Below are 18843 nucleotides of genomic sequence, written 5' to 3'. Positions count from 1 at the left end.
CCAGACGCGGCAATCCTGCCTAGGCTGGCCACGAAGAAAAGGAACACCCAAATGCAGATGAGCGATTCCCGCCAGATCAACGCCCCACAGGACGTGGTCTTTGCTGCCATTCTGAATCCCGAAGTTCTGAAGGAATGCGTGCCCGGTTGCACCGAGATGAGCGGCAGCCCCGAAGAGGGCTTCGAGGCCACGGTCGTGCAGAAGGTCGGCCCCGTGAAGGCGACGTTCAAGGGCCAGGTGACGTTGTCCGAGATGGACCCGCCGAACAAGGTGACCCTGTCGGGCGAGGGCAAGGGCGGCGCGGCCGGCTTTGCCAAGGGCGGCGCGGTTGTGACGCTGGCCCCGGGCGAGAACGGCGGCACGCTGCTGACCTATGATGTCGAGGCGAAGGTCGGCGGCAAGCTGGCGCAGCTGGGCAGCCGGATCATCGACGGCTTTGCCAAGAAGATGGCCGACCAGTTCTTCAACAATTTCCAGGAGGCCGTCGAAGGCCCGTCCGACGAGGCCGAGGCCGAAGAGGGCCATGGCACCGAAGCCAAGAAGAAGGGCTGGTTCAAGCGGATGGTCTCCTGACCGCCGCACGCCAGACCCGATACGCCACATATCGAGAACAGACACATTCCAGGGAGGAAATGATGGCAGAAGTAACAATGACGGTGAATGGAAAGTCCGTCACCAAGTCGGTCAAGGGCAACACTCTGTTGGTCGAATTCCTGCGCGAAGAGCTGCGGCTGACTGGCACGCATGTTGGCTGTGACACCTCCCAGTGCGGCGCCTGTGTCGTGCATGTGGATGGCAAGGACGTGAAGTCCTGCACCATGTTCGCCGCCGAGGCCGATGGCGCCGAGGTTGCCACGATCGAGGGCATCGCCAATGCCGACGGCTCGCTGAGCGCGGTTCAGCAGGCGTTTCAGGACCACCACGGCCTGCAGTGCGGCTTTTGCACCCCCGGCATGGTGATGACCGCGACGGCCCTGCTCAAGGACAATCCCAAGCCGACCGAAGCGGAAATCCGGGATTACCTGGAAGGCAACATCTGCCGTTGCACGGGCTACCACAACATCGTCAAGGCGATCATGGCGGCCTCTGGCCAGGACGTTTCAGCCATCGCTGCGGAATAATCGGACGTGACGGGGCGGGGCGCCGCCCCGCCTGACCGGCCGACAGAAAGTAGGGCGGGGCTGTGCCCCGCAACCCCCAAGGGAGGAATACACCATGCCCAAAGATCATGGCATCGGCGCAAGCCCGAAGCGGCGTGAGGACGTCCGTTTCCTGACTGGCGCAGGCAATTACACCGACGACATCAGCGTGTACGGACAGACGTATGTACACTTCCTGCGCTCCGACATGGCGCATGGCACGATCAACAGCATCGACACCAGCGCCGCAGAGGGCATGCCCGGCGTGGTGCGCATCTTCACCGGTGCGGATTTCGAAGGCATTGGCGGTCTGCCCTGCGGCTGGCAGGTGACCGACAAGCACGGCGAGGTGATGAAGGAGCCGCCGCACCCGGTGCTGGCGCAGGGCAAGGTGCGCCATGTGGGGGATCCCATCGCCGCCGTTGTCGCCGAGAGCCTGGAAGAGGCGCGCAATGCCGCCGAGGCCATCGAGGTGGACCTTACCGAGCTGCCCGCCGTGGTCAACATGAAGGCCGCGCTGGAGCCGGGCGCCACCAAGGTGCACGACGATCTGTCGGACAACCTGTGTTATGACTGGCAGTTCGGCACCGACACCGAGACCGTCGACAAGGCCTTTGCCGAGGCGGCGCATGTCACCACGCTTGAGCTGATCAACAACCGCCTGGTTGCCAACCCGATGGAGCCGCGCGTGGCCGTGGGCGACTATGCCCGCGCCAATGACGAGAGCACGCTCTACACCACCTCGCAGAACCCGCATGTGATCCGCCTGTTGATGGGGGCCTTCGTGCTGGGCATTCCGGAGCACAAGCTGCGGGTGGTGGCCCCGGATGTCGGCGGCGGCTTTGGCACGAAGATCTTCCACTATGCCGAGGAAGCCTTCGTGACCTTTGCCTCGCGGCAGATCAACCGTCCGGTGAAGTGGACATCGACCCGCTCCGAGGCCTTCATGTCCGACGCCCATGGCCGCGACCACGTGACCAAGATCGAGCTGGCGCTGGATGCGGACAACAACTTTACCGCGCTGCGCACCGACACCTACGCCAACATGGGCGCCTATCTGTCGACCTTCTCGTCGTCGGTGCCGACCTGGCTGCATGGCACGCTGATGGCCGGCAACTACAAGACCCCGGCGGTTCAGGTGAACGTCAAGGCGGTCTTTACCAACACCGTTCCGGTGGATGCCTATCGCGGCGCGGGCCGCCCCGAGGCGACCTATCAGCTGGAGCGTCTCGTGGACAAGGCGGCGCGCGAGCTGGGTGCCGATCCGATCGCGCTGCGCCGGCAGAACTTCATCACCGAGTTCCCTTATGCCACGCCCGTGGCTGTGGAGTACGACACCGGCGATTACCATGCGACCATGGACACGCTGGAGAAGATGATCGACCGCGAAGGGTTCGAGGCGCGCCGCGCCGAGAGTGCCAAGAACGGCAAGCTGCGCGGGCTTGGCATCAACTGCTACATCGAGGCCTGCGGCATCGCGCCGTCGAACCTCGTGGGGCAGCTTGGCGCGCGCGCCGGTCTGTATGACGCCGCCACCGTGCGGGTCAATGCGACCGGCTCCATCTCCGTCATGGTCGGGGCGCATTCCCACGGTCAGGGGCACGAAACGGTCTTCCCGCAGGTTGTCGCCGAGATGCTAGGCATCGACGAGAGCATGATCGACATCGTGCACGGCGACACGTCGAAGATCCCCTTCGGGATGGGCACCTATGGCTCGCGCTCGCTGGCGGTTTGTGGCTCTGCCATGGTGCGTGCGACCGAGAAGATCATCAACAAGGCCAAGAAGATTGCCGCCCACCTGCTCGAGGCGTCGGATGCCGACATCGAGCTGAAGGACGGGCAGTTCTCGGTTGCCGGTACGGACAAATCCGTGGCCTGGGGTGATGTGACCCTTGCCGCCTATGTGCCGCACAACTACCCGCTCGAAGACATCGAGCCGGGCCTTGAAGAGACGGCCTTCTACGATCCGGCCAACTTCACCTACCCGTCGGGCGCCTATGCCTGCGAGGTCGAGGTTGATCCGGAAACCGGCAAGGTGACCGTTCTGGAATTCGCGGCAGCGGATGACTTCGGCAACGTGGTCAACCCGATGATCGTCGAAGGCCAGGTGCACGGCGGTCTGGCGCAGGGCATCGGTCAGGCGCTGCTTGAGAACTGTGCCTATGACGAGAACGGCCAGTTGGTGAGCGCGTCCTACATGGATTACGCCATGCCGCGCGCCGATGACGTGCCGTTCTACAAGGTCGATCACTCCAACGCGACGCCCTGTACGCACAACCCGCTGGGTGTGAAGGGCTGCGGCGAGGCCGGGGCCATCGGCTCTCCGCCGGCGCTGGTGAACGCGGTGCTGGACGCGCTGAACGCGGGCGGTCATGATGTGGCGCATATCGACATGCCGCTGAGCCCGTCGCGTGTCTGGTCGGCGATCAACGGCTGAGACTGAAGAGACGTCCGGGGGCGCGGCCCCCGGACCCCCGAAGTATGTTGGACCAGAACGAAGCAGGGGCGCGCGCCCCGCGACGTGGTCCGGGAGGATGAAGAATGTATGCATTTGACGTAGTGCGCCCCAAGAGCCTTGATGAGGCCCTCGCGGCGCTTGGCGATGAAGACGCGCAGGCGCTGAGCGGTGGTCAGACCCTGATCCCGACGCTGAAGCAGCGTCTGGCGATGCCGTCCAAGCTGGTCAGTCTGACGGCGATTGATGATCTGAAGGGCGTGAGCCACCGGGGCGGCTCTGTCGTCATCGGCGGCGCGACGACGCATGCGGTTGTGGCGGCAGAAGCCGGGGCCCAGTTTCCGGCGCTGGCGGCGCTGGCGGGCAATATCGGCGATCCGGCGGTGCGCAACCGGGGCACCATCGGTGGCAGCCTTGCCAACAATGACCCCTCCGCCTGCTATCCGGCGGCGGCGCTTGGCTCGGGCGCGACGATCACCACCAACTCCCGCGATATCGCGGCGGATGACTACTTCCAGGGAATGTTCACCACCGCGCTGGAAGAGGGCGAAATTGTCACCTCCGTCAGCTTTCCGGTGCCGGAAAAGGCCGCTTATGTGAAGTTCGAGCAGCCTGCGTCGCGCTTCTCTCTGGTTGGGGTCTTTGTGACCAAGACCGGCGACGACGTGCGCGTGGCGGTGACCGGGGCGAGCAACAACGGTGTGTTCCGCTGGACAGAGGCCGAAGCGGCGCTGAGCGGCAATTTCTCCGCCGAGGCGCTGGACGGTCTGACGGCACCGGCCGATGACATGATCAGCGACCTGCACGGCTCTGCCGCCTATCGCGCGCACCTCGTCGGTGTGATCACCAAACGGGCGGTGACGGCCGCCAACGGCTGAGCCTTTCGGGTTCGAAGACCAGCCCCGGTTCCGCGCGATTGCGGGACCGGGGCTTTTTTATGTGTGGGGGGCGCTGTGGGGCTGTGTCTCGGGACGCGGAGCGGTATGCTGCGCGTCAATAATCTGGAGGATGCCATGAACGATCAAAGCCCCAATGCCCCGAAACTGAAACCCAAGGACGCGCCTGAACTTGGGCGGTTCGATTGGGAGGATGCCTTCCGCCTCAATGACCAGCTGAGCGAGGAAGAGCGGATGCTGTCCGAGGGCGCGCGCGCCTTCGCGCAGGAAAAGCTCGCGCCACGGGTGATCCAGGCTTTCGAGGAAGAGACCGTCGATCCGGAGATCTTTGCCGAGATGGGCGGCATGGGCCTGCTTGGGGTGACGGTTCCGGAGGAATATGGCGGCATTGGCGCGTCTTATGTGTCCTACGGCCTCGTGGCGCGGGAGGTCGAGCGGGTCGATTCCGGCTATCGCTCGATGATGAGTGTGCAATCGAGCCTCGTGATGTATCCGATCTATGCCTATGGCTCCGAGGCGCAGCGTCAGAAATATCTGCCGAAGCTGGCCAGCGGCGCGTGGATCGGCTGTTTCGGCCTGACGGAGCCGGACGCGGGCAGCGATCCCGGCGGCATGAAGACCACGGCCAGGAAGACGGACGGCGGCTATGTGCTCAATGGCGCGAAGATGTGGATTTCCAACGCGCCGATTGCCGACGTCTTCGTGGTCTGGGCCAAGTCCGAAGCGCATGGCGGCAAGATCCGGGGATTCGTTCTTGAGAAGGGCGCAAAGGGTCTGTCCGCGCCGAAGATCGGCAAGAAGCTGAGCCTGCGCGCGAGCGTCACCGGCGAGATTGTCATGGATGGCGTCGAAGTGGGCGAGGAGGCGCTCTTGCCGCATGTCGAGGGGCTGAAAGGGCCGTTTGGCTGTCTCAACCGCGCGCGCTATGGCATCAGCTGGGGCGTGCTTGGCGCGGCGGAGTTCTGCTGGCATGCGGCGCGGCAATATGGCCTCGACCGGGTGCAATTCGGCAGGCCGATCGCCCAGACACAGTTGTTCCAGAAGAAACTGGCCGATATGCAGACCGAGATCAGCCTCGGGCTTCAGGGCTGCCTGCGGGTGGGACGTTTGATGGACGAGGCACAGGCCGCGCCGGAGATGATCAGCATTCTCAAACGCAACAACTGTGGCAAGGCGCTGGATATCGCGCGGATGGCGCGGGACATGCACGGCGGCAACGGGATTTCCGGCGAATTCCAGGTCATCCGGCACATGGTGAACCTTGAGACCGTGAACACCTATGAGGGCACTCATGATGTGCATGCGCTGATCCTTGGCCGGGCGCAGACGGGATTGCAGGCATTTTTCTGAAGCCAGGCTTTGGGTTAGGTTAAGCAAAAGGGCAGGGTGCGGACCTTGCCCTTTTTGCTGCGCGGGGGTGTAGTTGCGCAGAGATCTGGAGGAGAGATTCAATGAATTTGCATGCGATGCTGGCCGAACGCGCAGCGGCGGGGAAACCCGTTCGCGTTGGTCTGATCGGGGCGGGAAAGTTCGGCTCCATGGTGCTGGCGCAGGCGCGCAAGATCGCGGGCTATCATGTTGTGGGCGTTGCGGATCTGGACGTTGGCAAGGTGCGCGGCTCGCTGAAGCGGACCGGCTGGGAAGAGGATGAGTATTCGGCAACGTCGCTTGGCGACGCGATGGACACGGGCAAGACCTTTGTCACCGACAGCGCCGCCGATCTGTGTGCCTTCGACGGGATCGAGTGCATCATCGAGGCGACGGGGCATCCGCTGGCCGGGACACGGCACGCGCTGATGGCGATCGAAGGCAACAAGCACATCGTCATGGTCAATGTCGAGGCGGATGTCATGGTCGGGCCCATCCTGGGGCGGATGGCCCGGGAAAAGGGCCTTGTCTATTCCATGGCCTATGGCGATCAACCGGCCTTCATCTGCGAGTTGGTGGATTGGTGCCGCTCTTGCGGCTTTGAATTAACATCCGCCGGTAAGGGCATGAATTTCCGCCCTGAATTCCGTTACAGCACGCCGGATACGGTCTGGGGCTATTTCGGCTGGTCCGAGGAGTTTGTCGCCAAGGGCGACTTCAACCCCAAGATGTACAACAGTTTCACCGATGGCACGAAGGCGGCCATCGAGATGGCAGCGGTGGCCAATGGTACGGGCCTTGATTGTCCCGATGACGGTCTGGCGTTCTATCCCACGGGGCTGCACGACCTTGCCGGTGTGTTCAAACCGGCGTCCGAGGGCGGGCGTCTGCCCAAGAGCGGGTTGGTGGATATCGCCGCAAGTGTGGAGCCGGACGGGCGCAAGGTTTTCAACAACATCCAGTACGGCATGTTCGTGACCTTCCGCGCGCCGGATGAGTACACGCGCGGCTGTTTCGAGCAATACGGCCTGCTGACCGATGACAGCGGCTGGTATGGCTCGATGTGGCGGCCCTTCCATTTGATCGGCCTTGAGACCTCTGTGTCCGTGCTGTCGGCCGTGCTGCGCGGCGAGCCGACAGGATCGTCGAGAGAGTTCCGGGGCGATGCGGTGGCGACGGCAAAGAGCGATCTGACGGCGGGCAGCTACCTGGACGGGGAGGGCGGCTTTGCCACCTGGGCCAAGGCGATCCCGGCGGCGCAATCGGTGGCGGTGGACGCGCTGCCCATGGGGCTGGCGCATCATGTGAAACTGATCCGGGACGTGCCGCGCGATACTGTTGTGCGGATGTCGGATGTGACGTTTACCGACGACCTCGACGTGGTCGACCTGCGCAAGCGGCAGGTGGCGGAGATGGGGCCGCGCTGAGCGCGCTCCAGAGCGTGGCCCGGGATCAGGTCCGGGGCTGCGAGGCAGGACGCAAAAAGGCCCCGGATCGCTCCGGGGCCTTGGCGTTTCAGAGGGTTGCAGCCCTTACTTCGAGCGGTTGTAGACGTCGAAGAAGACGGCGGCCAGAAGCACCAGGCCCTTGATCATCTGCTGATAGTCGATGCCGATGCCGACGATCGACATGCCGTTGTTCATCACCCCCATGATAAACGCGCCAACGACCGCGCCGACGACCTTGCCAGATCCGCCGGACATGGACGCGCCGCCGATGAACACCGCCGCGATCACGTCAAGCTCGACCGCGAAACCGGCTTTGGGCGTCGCGGTGTTGAGGCGCGCGGCAAAGATCAGCCCGGCAAGCGCAGCCAGGAGCCCCATGTTCGCAAACGCCAGAAAGGTCAGCCGTTCGGTCTTGATGCCGGACAATTTGGCGGCCTTTTCGTTGCCGCCAAGGGCGTAGATGCGGCGGCCGATGGTCGTGTTGGCGGTCAGAAAGGCATAGATGATGGTCAGCACGGCCATCGAAATCAGCACGTTCGGCAGGCCGCGGAAGGTGGCCAGCTTGAAGGTGACGAAGAGCAGCGCGATGCCGACCACCACGTTGCGGGCCACGAAGAAGGCGCGCGGCTCACCCTCGATGCCGTATTGCTTGTTTCGTGCCCGGTCGCGCAGGCCGATGTACACGATCACCGCAACAGCGATCAGACCAAGCGCCATGGCGAGGCCGTTGAAGTTGCGGGTGCCCGCGATCCCGGCCAGTGGCGATGTCATGGCGGCAGGGAAGATGTCGCCGACGAACCCGGTGGACAGGCTCTGGAAGTCGCGGGGGAAGGGGCCGAGCGACTGGCCTTCGAGCAGCCAGAGCGAGGCGCCACGGAAGACCAGCATCCCAGCCAGGGTGACGATGAACGACGGGATCTTCCAATAGGCGACAAAGTAGCCCTGTGCCGCGCCGATCAGCGTCCCCATGATCAGCGATGCGATGATGGCGAGCCAGACCGGTTGTTCCATATCGACGATCAGAACGGCGGCAAAGGCGCCGATGAAGCCCATCACGGACCCGACGGACAGGTCGATATTGCCGGAGACGATGACCACCAGCATGCCAAGCGCCATGATGATGATATAACTGTTCTGCAAGAACAGGTTGGTGATGTTCACGGGCTTGAGCAGCGTGCCGTCCGTGACCACCTGGAAAAACAGCATGATCGCGATGAGAGCGATCAGAAGGCCGTATTCCCGCAGGTGGTGTTTGAAGTAGTAGCCCATACCGCGGGCCTGTGCGGTGCCTGTCTGTTGGTCCATCCCGGCCCCTCCTTAATCTGTGACAATGAGCGACATGATGCGCTCCTGGCTGGCCTCGTCGGCAGTGAGTTCGCCGACAAGTTCGCCTTCGTTCATGACATAAATCCGGTCGCACATGCCCAAGAGTTCGGGCATTTCCGAAGAGATCATCACGACCCCTTTTTCCTGTGCGGCCAGATCGTTGATGATGTTGTAGATTTCGAATTTGGCGCCAACGTCGATGCCGCGTGTCGGCTCGTCGAGGATCAGCACCTCCGGCCCGGCAAAGAGCCATTTCGACAGGACCACCTTTTGCTGGTTGCCGCCGGACAGGTTGATGACCTTCTGAAACACCGAAGGTGTGCGGATGTTCATCGCCTTGCGATATTTTTCCGCGACGGTGGTTTCCTCACGCTCGTTGATGACACCTGCCGAGGACACGCCGGGCAGGTTGGCCAGCGTGATGTTTGTCTGGATGTCTTCATCCAGCACCAGGCCGAGCGATTTGCGGTCCTCGGTGACATAGGCGAGGCCCGCTTTGATGGCGCGGTCGATTTCGGAGACATCCGCAGGCTGCCCGCGGAGCGTGACGGAGCCGGAGATGTTGCGCCCGTAGCTGCGTCCGAAGATCGACATGGCCAGCTCGGTGCGGCCCGCACCCATAAGCCCCGCAATGCCGACAACCTCGCCCTTGCGGACGGTGAAATTGACATCGGTGATGACCTGCCTTTCGGCGTGATCGGGGTGCCAGACGTTCCAGTCCCGGACCTCCATCAGCACATCGCCGGGATTGCGCGGGCGCGCGGGATAGCGGTCCGACATGTCGCGGCCCACCATGTCGCGCACGATGCGGTCCTCGGTGATATCGCCCGCGGCCGCCGTCATGGTGCTGACGGACGTGCCGTCGCGGATGACGGTCACGGTGTCGGCGACGCGGCGCACCTCGTTAAGCTTGTGGCTGATGATGATCTGGGTGACGCCCTGCTGTTTGAGCTCCAGCATCAGATCCAGAAGGGCCTGGCTGTCGCTCTCGGACAGGGCGGCGGTCGGCTCATCGAGGATGAGCAGGCGGACTTCCTTGGACAGCGCCTTGGCGATCTCCACAAGCTGTTGCTTGCCGACGCCGAGCTGTTCGATCCGGGTGGCCGGGGCCTCCCTGAGGCCGACCTTCTTCAACAGCTCTTCGGTGCGGCGGAAGGTGTCACGCCAGTCGATCACGCCGGACTTGGCGCGTTCGTTGCCGAGGAAAAGATTTTCCGCGATCGACAGGAGCGGCACAAGGGCCAGTTCCTGGTGAATGATGATGATGCCGCGCTCTTCGCTGTCGGTGATGTCGCGGAATTGGGCCAATTCGCCCGAATAATGGATTTCGCCGTCGTAATCGCCCGCCGGATAGACGCCCGAAAGCACCTTCATCAGCGTGGATTTCCCGGCGCCGTTTTCGCCGCAGATGGCGTGGATTTCGCCGTCCATCACCTGCAGATTGACCTGATCGAGCGCTTTGACGCCCGGAAAGGTCTTGGTGATGGCGCGCATTTCGAGAAGCGGTGTCACGCTTGCCCCCTGACTTGCAAAGGAGCCTGCCCCGATCCCGCACGAGCGGGCAGGGGGCAGGCATTGGGATGCGTTTGCGGACGACCGGGATCACAAAAGCGCTGGCCAGCGGTCGCTTTCCCGCGACTTTCGTGATGCGTGTTCTCCGGCAGTCCGTCAAACGCAGGGAGTGAAAGCGGTAAGGCTTACTTGATCTGGTCTTCGGTGTAGTAGCCGGAGCCGATCAGGATCTCTTCCCAGTTGCTTGCATCGACCGAAACCGGCTCAAGCAGGTAGGAGGGAACAACCTTGACGCCATTGTCGTAGGTGGTCGTGTCGTTGATTTCCGGCTCGCCGCCAGCCAGAAGGGCATCGACCATGCCAACGGTCACGCGTGCCAGTTCGCGGGTGTCCTTGAAGACGGTCGAGTACTGCTCGCCTGCGAGGATGGATTTGACCGACTGCACTTCCGCGTCCTGACCGGAGACGATGGGCATCGGCATATCGCCGGAGCCATAGCCAACGCCCTTGAGCGAAGACAGGATACCGATAGACAGGCCGTCATAGGGCGACAGAACGCCATGCACGCGCCGATCAGTGTAGTGAGCGGAGAGCAGGTTATCCATGCGGGCCTGTGCCACGGCACCGTCCCAACGCAGGGTGCCGACCGTATCCATGCCCATCTGGCCGGACACGATGTTGATGGAGCCATCGTCGATCAGCGGCTGGAGCACGGACATGGCGCCGTTGTAGAAGAAATAGGCGTTGTTGTCGTCGGGCGAGCCGCCGAACAGTTCAACGTTGTAGGGGCCTTCGCCGAAACGCTCCTTGAGACCGCTGACGAGGCTGGACGCCTGCTGCACGCCGACCTTGAAGTTGTCGAACGTCGCGTAGTAGTCGACGTTTCCGCTGTCGCGGATCAGGCGGTCATAGGCGATGACGTAAATGCCGGAGGCCGCTGCGTTCTCCAGCGCGTTCGACAGCGTGGTGCCGTCGATGGCGGCGATCACGAGCACGTCGACGCCCTTGGTGATCATGTTCTCGATCTGCGCGAGCTGGTTCGGAATGTCGTCTTCGGCATACTGAAGATCGGCTTCATAGCCGGCTTTTCCCAGTTCTTTCACCATGTTGTCGCCATCGGCGATCCAGCGGGCCGAGGATTTCGTCGGCATGGCGATGCCCACGTTGCCTTCGGCAAAGGATGCGGATGCGAATGCGATGGCCGCGGTGGCCGCGGTCAGAAGTGTCTTGAGTTTCATTATTTACCTCCCGGAGGGCGCAGGGCTCCCGACCGCTGCACCATGGTGTTCTGGGTATTGTTAACCCATTCGTATGACTATTGTGCAAGTGCATACCTGTAAAATGCTATTGCGCGCGCAGGGTATAACTTTATTGGTATGAAATATGGACCTGATGCGCCGTCTCAAGCTGACACATCTGAAACTGATCCTGAAGATTGCAGAGGTCGGTCAAATTCAGATCGCGGCCGGCGCGCTTAACATGTCACAGCCCGCCGCGTCGCGCATTCTTGCGGATATCGAACGGGACGTGGCCGCGCCGCTCTTTACGCGCACGCCCAAGGGTATGGAAGTGACCCCGGTGGGCAGCGCCTTTCTGCGCCATGCGCGCGTCGTCTTGTCCGAGCTCGACAGCCTCGAAGCCGAAGTGCAAGGTCTGATCAAAGGGCAGGCGGGTGAGGTGCGGATCGGCGCGGTGACGGGCCCGGCGGTGGGCATATTGATGCCGGTGATTCAGCAGATCCGAGACGCCGCTCCGGATATGGCGATCAGCATCGACGTGAGCCCGTCGAGCGATCTGGTCCGGGGATTGGAAGAAGGCCGGTTCGATTTCATCCTGGCGCGCATTCCCGGATGGCAGGACAGCCGCGAGTTCCTCGTTCATCCCGCGCGCGCCGAGACAGTGCGGCTTGTGGTGCGCAAGGGGCATCCACTCGCCGGGCGCCCGGGCGTTCGGCTGCGCGATCTGCTGAGTTATGATTGGGTGATTCAGGAACGCGGCTCGCCGATCCGGCAGGCCGTCGAGATGGCCTTTCTGAACGCCGGGGAGCCGACACCGCCGCGCGTGATCAACAGCTCATCCTTGCTGATCGTTCTGTCATCCATCAGCGCAAGCGATACGATCTCGCCGCAATCGCGCGAGGTGGCGGATCTTCTCGAAGGCGACGGCTTTGCGGGCAGCATGACGACAATCGACGTCGCGGAGGAGATTTCCGTTTCACCGTATTTCGTCATCCGCCATCACACACGCGAATTGAACCAGGCCGCAGCCATGGTTTTCGAACGGGTTCTGCGCAGCCTCTGACCCACGAAACCAGGCCCGGCGGGATCGGAGGGCGGAGGTTGGCGATGATGGCTCAAGGACGCATGCTTTATCCTATAATCGGTATTATGGTAATGCCTGAGTAACCCGAATGACCTTGTCTTCCATGTGCTGCTGCCCTTGGCGCGGATTTCCCAAGGCGCCAAGGGCAGCAGCGATACGGCTTAGTCTATCGGGTCCCAGCGTTGATCAACTTGGTTTGTTGGGTAACGGCCATGGTTCCTTCTGAACCGGACCCACCAACGGTCGATCATTTGAACGGCTTGAGCGCAGCGTCCGTGAGGCGATCCTCGAACGCTTCCAGCTTCCCCGAACACCGGTAGTAATGAATGATGTCCGACAGATCCTGCCGCATGGACTTTACCTCTGGCTTCATCGCATAGGCATAATCAACACGAAGCCCACCATTGACGGAAGCCAGGTAAGTCTCGGCAAACTTGTTTTTCATTGTCAGTGCGTATTGCACCCGCACGTCACCGGTTTGCGTGTTTGTCGATGTCTGAAGGTATCGGGACAAGCCACTTGTGAGTTTCTGGATCCCGCCGTCCGTAAACTCCTCGACCGTGACATTATCAAGGCCGCCTTGAATGCAGATGTCCTGGTAATCTTCCAAATACCACTGCCACGCGAAAATCAGGCCTTGCTTGAAATTTGAGCTCGCTCCAATGGACATGTAGGACCCGTCCTGAATGGAACGCATCAGATCTGCATTGCGAAGTGTTCCGAAGAAGGCGGTCTCATCAAGGCCATTCGAAAGGCTCTCGAAATCGCCGTTTCTTGCGGCCTCCCATGCGGCGAAGACGCGCGTTGCCCCGAGAGAATGTCGCTCGGGGTTTACTCTGCTCGTGCTATTTCCGTCGTAGAGATTGTACTCAAAGTCGAGTATCCGATTGCCTTCCGCATAGGTCGTCAGCGTTACCTGCCGCACGTCACCGCATGGTTCATCAAAGACCCCGGCCTTTCGCTCCATTTGGTCGATCAATTTCTCAAGCCCGCCGCGCGAAGGTTCTCGCGACAGGTCGGCGTAGATGCGCAGCTCCGGTTTTGCGCAGTCCTTTTTCACATACGCGCGACCGTCCATCCCGGAGGAGAAATCAATGTCCAGGCGGGTTAGCGATGGGTCATCCAACGCTGTCGCCGCTTGTGCCTCGCGGCGGGCCTGGCGGTCCACGTCCCGACTCTCATCGAAGTTCGGTCCATAGCACCCGATCTTTCGCAACGCATCCGTCAGCTCCCATCCCTCGACCTCCCAATTGGGGCGAATTTGGCTGACCTCCCCCCGTTCGATCATTGCCACATGGTCGGCCAGGGCGTCGTAAATTTCCATTGTAAAATTGGCTTTGGTCCGCCAATAGCCGTTTTCGCGGCCATAGGCGAAAAGCGCGCGGCTCGACGTCACATCAAACGTGCCGTCGACCGGACCGGTCGGATAGCCCGCGATGCGCAGCATCTGCTCAAGACGCAGATGGTTCTCCGGCGGAATATCGGCCGGCGCATAGCCGTTATTTTGCGCAGACGCGGTCACAGCGATCGATCCAAGCGGCATGGCAAGGATCATGGCGAAGAGAGTGAAACGCGGTCGTGTCTTCATGAAAACCTCAAAGTCATTGTTGGGTAATTGTCAGATCCCTGAGGGGTCTGTCGTCGCGTCTTGAGCATGTCCCAGCCTATCCTTGGCCGCAAGGGGGGCTCCCGGCCCTGCCGCTTAGGCTGATCATTGCATGCCAGCGAGAGCCGCGCTGGCCGCCCGGGGGGGCGCGCGGAGCGGTGTCACGGCGCGTTCGTGGGGTCCAGTTACGGCCCTGTTTTTGGTGCTTCGTCGTACCAAAAATTCTGAACAGCAGGAAAACCCGGCGCCGTCCCGGCAATCCAAAAAGAAGGCGCAGCCCCCGGACGATCTACCGGGTCTGGCATCCCAGCTTGGCCGATTGGAATTCGGCCAAGCCGAGTGAAGGGCGTGCGATACCGTATTTCTTGGCCGGATGGTTCCTGGTGAAAACCGCCTTGCGATTCCGAACTCTGCCAGTCTATGTATTGAAAAAGATGAAAAGTTTACTGCAATGAAATCAATCTCTTCAATAAAAGATCGCGGAAAAGGCCTTTGCCTTCGGTAAACACGCGCGCTGCAGCTCGCAGCCCTACCTTCGGAGATACATCCTAAATGCCAACGTATGAAATATCCGGCTACGCCGATTATCAAGTTGATACGACGAACAACGCGTCCCTGTTCCAGGGCACGCAAGTTCAGAACTTCACTTTCGACGATGGCGAAGGCGACACAACTTTTGAAAACGGCGATGTTCTTGGCAGTGTTGCCGGAAATGATCTCAACTACCTTGGCAACATGCAGGTTGACTTGGTTGGTGGCGGATCAATGGAATTGCTGATGGTTCAAGGGGCGGCACGGTATACGCCGCCAGAGGTGATCCAGGTTTTGGTTGTCGTGCCAGCCGGTATGTCCGTGTCGGATTTCAGTTTTCCCAACCCGATTGACTATGCGTCGCGGCAGACGGATCCGTTTCCGACCTGTTTTGCAACCGGCACCGAGATCGCCACGCAGTGCGGCAGCAAGACGGTCGAGACGCTTGAGATCGGCGACATGGTCGCGACCCACGGTGGCTCTTTTGTGCCGGTGAAATGGGTCGGCCGCCAGAAGTTGGTCAGTGTCTTTGCGCGTCACAAGGCGCAACCGGTGCGCTTTCGTGCCGGCTCTCTGGGCGACGGCCTGCCGCATACGGACCTCATGGTGACTGGCGATCACGGCATGCTGCTGGACGGTCTGGTGATCAACGCCTCGGCCCTGGTCAACGGGACAACCGTCGACTGGGTGCCGCTGTCCGAATTGGCCAATGAGGTCACCTATTTCCATATCGAGACAGCGGATCATAACGTGATCCTTGCCAATGGCGCCGAAGCCGAAACCTTTGTTGATCCGGTGGGCCGCAGACAATTCGACAATTACCAGGAATATCTTGATCTGTATGGGGTCGAACGCATCGTTCCGGAAATGAACCACCCACGCATCACGTCCGCGCGCCTTTTGCCCGATAAACTGAAGACGCGGCTCGGGATTGATGACGGCGCGATGGGGTTTGTTTCGAACCCTGGCCTGAGCGCCTGAGATAACCGGGGCAGCAAACACAGCAAGAGAGTGCCCGTCTAAGCTGCCCCTGCCCCCGAGCCTGCACGCTTTTTGACGCAAGGACCGGATCCCGCGCGGGCGGCCCGAGGACCGGTTTCCTGACCGAATGGTCACTATTTTGCGTCAAACGCGCTTTGTGGCACATGCCCGTGCTGGACAGAGTGAGCGCGAAAGGCTTACCTAAGGGTACAGTGTTGGCCCGCTTGTCGATCTCTTGCCGCGCCGCATTGGAAACGCACGGTGTGGCACAGCCGGCCGTGTCATGGAGAGCCCGGAACAATGAACGCCGATCTGCGCGACTATCTGATTGAATTGACGAACAAGGATAGCGTCGAAGAGCTTTGGAACGCGCATTGCGAACGGATGGCCTTGTACGGTTTCGACCGGCTGATTTATGGCTTCACCAACTTCCGGACGGAAAACTCGCTCGGCGATCCCAACGATTTCGTGGTTCTGACCAATCACACGCCCGCCTATCGCAAAGGGTTTGTCGAGGGTGGTCTGTATCGTCATGCGCCGATGGTTCGCTGGGCGCTGTCCAATGAAGGCTTTTGCAGCTGGCGTGTGATGGCGCCGCGTGTGACGGCCGGTGATCTGACCGAACAAGAGCGCAAAGTGCTTGAGTTCAACCTCTCGCACAAGGTTCATGCCGGGTATACCATCAGCTTCAAGTCCGTATCGAGCCGCGCCAAGGGCGCGATTTCGCTGACCACGCGCGCAGAGCTGAGCCAGGATCAGGCGGATGAGATCTGGGAAAAGGACGGCAAGGATATCGTTCTGCTGAACAATATCGTCCACTTGAAGATCCTGACCCTGCCGGTGCCGCTGCAGAACCAGACACTCACGCCGCGGCAACGCGAGGCGCTGGAATGGGTCGGTGATGGCAAGACCATGCAGGACATCGCACAGATCATGGGGCTGACGCAGGCGACGATTGAAAAGCATCTGCGCCTTGCGCGCGAAACGCTGAATGTCGAGACCACCGCGCAGGCCGTGGCCAAGGCAGCCTTCCACAATCAGATGTTCATCATCGAAGCCCGGTGACAGCGGGTAGGCGCGCCCTGCCCCGGCGTCTCTCTGCGCGGTGCGATGATCCCCGGCCTCTCATGCCGGGCAAGGCTTCCACAGGGTGATCCGGGTTGTCATGTCCAGGAACGTCGCATGGCGATCAAGGATGGCCCGCAGGTCCGGGCCGATCCGCGCCTCCGGCATCCGTGTGTATCCAAGCTTGCTGTACCATGGCGCATTCCACCTCGGCGTGCGGAATGTCGCCAGACATGTCCCTGCCACGTCTGCCTCCGCTGCACAGTCTTCTGCCCATGCCAGCAACCGTTGCCCGATGCCTTTTCCGGACATCCCGTCGTCGACCATAAGGCTCGCGATGTATAGGACGTCGTCAAGCGGCTGGACGATGATGTAGCCCGCTCTGCGTCCGGCAAACTCGGCCACCCGCGTTGTCCCCGTCCTGAAACGTTCGGGGTTGATCGCCGGGGCAGCAACAATTTTCTCGAAGTCTTTCAATGACAGGTAGCGCCGATGCGCCGCGCGCTCCAATTGGCGCAGGTCTTCCGTCTCCGCCTCATCATGGGGGCGCAGTATGATTTGGGTGTTGGTCATGGTCAAACCTCGTTGCGGGGGCGACGCCTTCGACGTGGCCTCTCCCGGACCCGATCCACACACATGCAAAGGCACGCTGCGAGGCCTTGTGATGAAACAGGAGCGGATTGTCATGATGGTGGTCGTCGCAGTCCAGATCTCGCGACACCGGGCGGCGACTGGTTTACCCGGCGCCGTTCATAGCAAGGCCGTCGTGATGGCAATCGAAAGAGGTCATGTCGCGATACAGCATGTCCCGCATTAATCCGGGAGACGGCATCCGGACAAGTGAAGTTTGTGTAACGCTCGGCACCCATTCGATCTTTACCGCCTGCTCCGGATTTTTCGGGATCGGTCCAACCGTAAAATCTACGTGAATAACGGTAGGGAAAACCGGAGGTCCGGAAATCCCGACTTTCGTTACCTCACGTCATTTGGCAATCTGTCACTGTTCCGTGAGTGGTGGCTTTAATGCCATGGGACGCAGAGGCCGCAACCCCGGTCATTTCCGGGCACTGAGGCTTTGCCGGTTCAGTCCGGCGCTGGTTTCGGCGGGGCAATTTCAGCCCTCGCCGGACCGGCATACTTCCGGGGGCCCCGCATCATCCCCAATGTCTCATCGCGGGGGCCCCGGATCCCTTTCAGCTATGACCGCCCTGCCCCGGTTACGCCAGTGGATGGCCCCGGACAAAAGAAAACGGCGCGGTCCGCAAAGACCACGCCGTTTCACGTCTGATATCAGGGTAGACTTAGCCCTGGGCGGCCTTGGCCACCTCTGCTGCGAAGTCTTCTTCGACTTTCTCGATGCCTTCGCCAACCTGCATGCGCACGAAGCCGACGATCTCGGCGCCCGCATCCTTGGCGGCCTGCTCCACGGTCTTGTCCGTGTCCATGACGAACTGCTGGCCGGTCAGGGTCACTTCGGCGAGGAACTTCTTCATGCGGCCGACGATCATCTTTTCGATCACGGCTTCCGGCTTGCCGGATTCGCGGGCGATGTCCATCTGGACCTGCTTTTCCTTCTCGACGATCGCCGGGTCGAGCTCGGCTTCGTTGAGGGCCTGCGGGTTGGCCGCTGCGATGTGCATGGCGATCTGTTTGCCAAAGGCTTCGTCACCGCCCTTGAGCGCCACGAGAACACCGATCTGGCCCATGCCATCCGTCGCCGCGTTGTGCACGTAAGAGGCAACCACGTCGCCTTCCACGGATTCCATGCGGCGCACGGACATGTTTTCGCCGATGGTTGCGATCTTGTCGGTGATTACGTCGGCAACGGGTTTGCCATTGAGGTCGGCGGCCTTGAGGGCCTCGACGTCGGACACGGTCAGCGCGGCGTTTGCGATGCCTGCGACCATGTTCTGGAAATCGGCGTTCTTGGCAACGAAATCGGTCTCGGAGTTCACCTCAACGGCGACGCCCTTGCCACCGTCGACCTTGACGGCAACAAGGCCCTCAGCGGCGGTGCGGCCGGATTTCTTGGCGGCCTTTGCGAGGCCCTTGGTGCGCAGCCAATCCACGGCCGCATCCATGTCGCCGTCGGTTTCCACCAGCGCCTTCTTGGCATCCATCATGCCTGCGCCGGTCATCTCGCGCAGTTCTTTAACCTGCTTAGCAGAAATCGCCATGTTGGCTCTCCTCGAAT

Annotated in this window: 15 protein-coding genes; 9 read left to right on the top strand and 6 right to left on the bottom strand. The window is 61.4% G+C overall.

Annotated elements, in window-relative coordinates; all coding sequences use genetic code 11:
- The first annotated feature begins 51 nt into the window (after nucleotides 1–51).
- From ACN2XU_RS17565 to ACN2XU_RS17540, 6 genes are all read left to right on the top strand, one after another.
- Nucleotides 52–573, top strand: coding sequence for an SRPBCC family protein (locus ACN2XU_RS17565; protein ID WP_419411764.1), 522 nt, complete (start codon nucleotides 52–54; stop codon nucleotides 571–573).
- A gap of 62 nt (nucleotides 574–635) precedes the next feature.
- Complete coding sequence (locus ACN2XU_RS17560; protein WP_419411763.1) at nucleotides 636–1121, top strand: (2Fe-2S)-binding protein; 486 nt, start codon at nucleotides 636–638, stop codon at nucleotides 1119–1121.
- A 94-nt stretch (nucleotides 1122–1215) separates the two neighbouring features.
- Nucleotides 1216–3576: a xanthine dehydrogenase family protein molybdopterin-binding subunit gene (locus ACN2XU_RS17555; RefSeq protein WP_419411762.1), complete on the top strand. Its 2361-nt coding sequence runs from the start codon at nucleotides 1216–1218 to the stop codon at nucleotides 3574–3576.
- A gap of 104 nt (nucleotides 3577–3680) precedes the next feature.
- Nucleotides 3681–4472 carry an FAD binding domain-containing protein gene (locus ACN2XU_RS17550; protein ID WP_419411761.1) on the top strand — a complete coding sequence of 264 codons (792 nt, stop codon included), beginning with the start codon at nucleotides 3681–3683 and terminating at the stop codon, nucleotides 4470–4472.
- A 135-nt stretch (nucleotides 4473–4607) separates the two neighbouring features.
- The gene (locus ACN2XU_RS17545; protein WP_419411760.1) at nucleotides 4608–5840 is read left to right on the top strand and encodes an acyl-CoA dehydrogenase; all 1233 of its coding nucleotides are present in this window, start codon (nucleotides 4608–4610) and stop codon (nucleotides 5838–5840) included.
- Between the two features lie 101 nt (nucleotides 5841–5941).
- Nucleotides 5942–7285 carry an NAD(P)H-dependent oxidoreductase gene (locus ACN2XU_RS17540; RefSeq protein WP_419411759.1) on the top strand — a complete coding sequence of 448 codons (1344 nt, stop codon included), beginning with the start codon at nucleotides 5942–5944 and terminating at the stop codon, nucleotides 7283–7285.
- A 105-nt stretch (nucleotides 7286–7390) separates the two neighbouring features.
- Here ACN2XU_RS17540 and mmsB read toward each other — a convergent pair whose 3' ends face one another.
- The 3 genes from mmsB to chvE form a co-directional block, all read right to left on the bottom strand.
- Complete coding sequence (gene mmsB / locus ACN2XU_RS17535; RefSeq protein ID WP_419411758.1) at nucleotides 7391–8611, bottom strand: multiple monosaccharide ABC transporter permease; 1221 nt, start codon at nucleotides 8609–8611, stop codon at nucleotides 7391–7393.
- Nucleotides 8612–8623: 12 nt separating this feature from the next.
- Nucleotides 8624–10144, bottom strand: coding sequence for a multiple monosaccharide ABC transporter ATP-binding protein (gene mmsA / locus ACN2XU_RS17530; protein ID WP_419411757.1), 1521 nt, complete (start codon nucleotides 10142–10144; stop codon nucleotides 8624–8626).
- Nucleotides 10145–10329: 185 nt separating this feature from the next.
- Nucleotides 10330–11382, bottom strand: coding sequence for a multiple monosaccharide ABC transporter substrate-binding protein (gene chvE / locus ACN2XU_RS17525; protein ID WP_419411756.1), 1053 nt, complete (start codon nucleotides 11380–11382; stop codon nucleotides 10330–10332).
- Nucleotides 11383–11527: 145 nt separating this feature from the next.
- On the opposite strand from chvE, the gene ACN2XU_RS17520 reads away from it, so the two are divergent.
- Entirely contained in the window at nucleotides 11528–12445 is a 918-nt protein-coding gene (locus tag ACN2XU_RS17520; RefSeq protein WP_419411755.1) for a LysR family transcriptional regulator, read from the top strand.
- A 268-nt stretch (nucleotides 12446–12713) separates the two neighbouring features.
- Here the strand turns inward: ACN2XU_RS17520 and ACN2XU_RS17515 are convergent, their stop codons facing one another.
- Nucleotides 12714–14054 (bottom strand): hypothetical protein, encoded by a 1341-nt coding sequence (locus ACN2XU_RS17515; protein WP_419411754.1) that lies wholly within the window; start codon nucleotides 14052–14054, stop codon nucleotides 12714–12716.
- A 570-nt stretch (nucleotides 14055–14624) separates the two neighbouring features.
- Between ACN2XU_RS17515 and ACN2XU_RS17510 the strand changes: the two genes are divergently transcribed.
- Both ACN2XU_RS17510 and ACN2XU_RS17505 read left to right on the top strand, forming a co-directional pair.
- Complete coding sequence (locus ACN2XU_RS17510; protein WP_419411753.1) at nucleotides 14625–15584, top strand: Hint domain-containing protein; 960 nt, start codon at nucleotides 14625–14627, stop codon at nucleotides 15582–15584.
- Nucleotides 15585–15884: 300 nt separating this feature from the next.
- Nucleotides 15885–16649 carry a LuxR family transcriptional regulator gene (locus ACN2XU_RS17505; RefSeq protein ID WP_419411752.1) on the top strand — a complete coding sequence of 255 codons (765 nt, stop codon included), beginning with the start codon at nucleotides 15885–15887 and terminating at the stop codon, nucleotides 16647–16649.
- Between the two features lie 60 nt (nucleotides 16650–16709).
- On the opposite strand, the gene ACN2XU_RS17500 is transcribed toward ACN2XU_RS17505, so the two are convergent.
- Nucleotides 16710–17222, bottom strand: coding sequence for a GNAT family N-acetyltransferase (locus ACN2XU_RS17500; protein WP_419411751.1), 513 nt, complete (start codon nucleotides 17220–17222; stop codon nucleotides 16710–16712).
- A 728-nt stretch (nucleotides 17223–17950) separates the two neighbouring features.
- Nucleotides 17951–18826 carry a translation elongation factor Ts gene (gene tsf, locus ACN2XU_RS17495; RefSeq protein WP_419411750.1) on the bottom strand — a complete coding sequence of 292 codons (876 nt, stop codon included), beginning with the start codon at nucleotides 18824–18826 and terminating at the stop codon, nucleotides 17951–17953.
- Between the last annotated feature and the right edge of the window lie 17 nt (nucleotides 18827–18843).

The organism is Pacificoceanicola niger, from assembly GCF_048553275.1.
Classification (GTDB): Bacteria; Pseudomonadota; Alphaproteobacteria; order Rhodobacterales; family Rhodobacteraceae; genus Pacificoceanicola.
The sequence above is the reverse complement of the archived record's forward strand: the minus strand, read 5'-3'. Positions and strand labels throughout refer to the sequence as shown.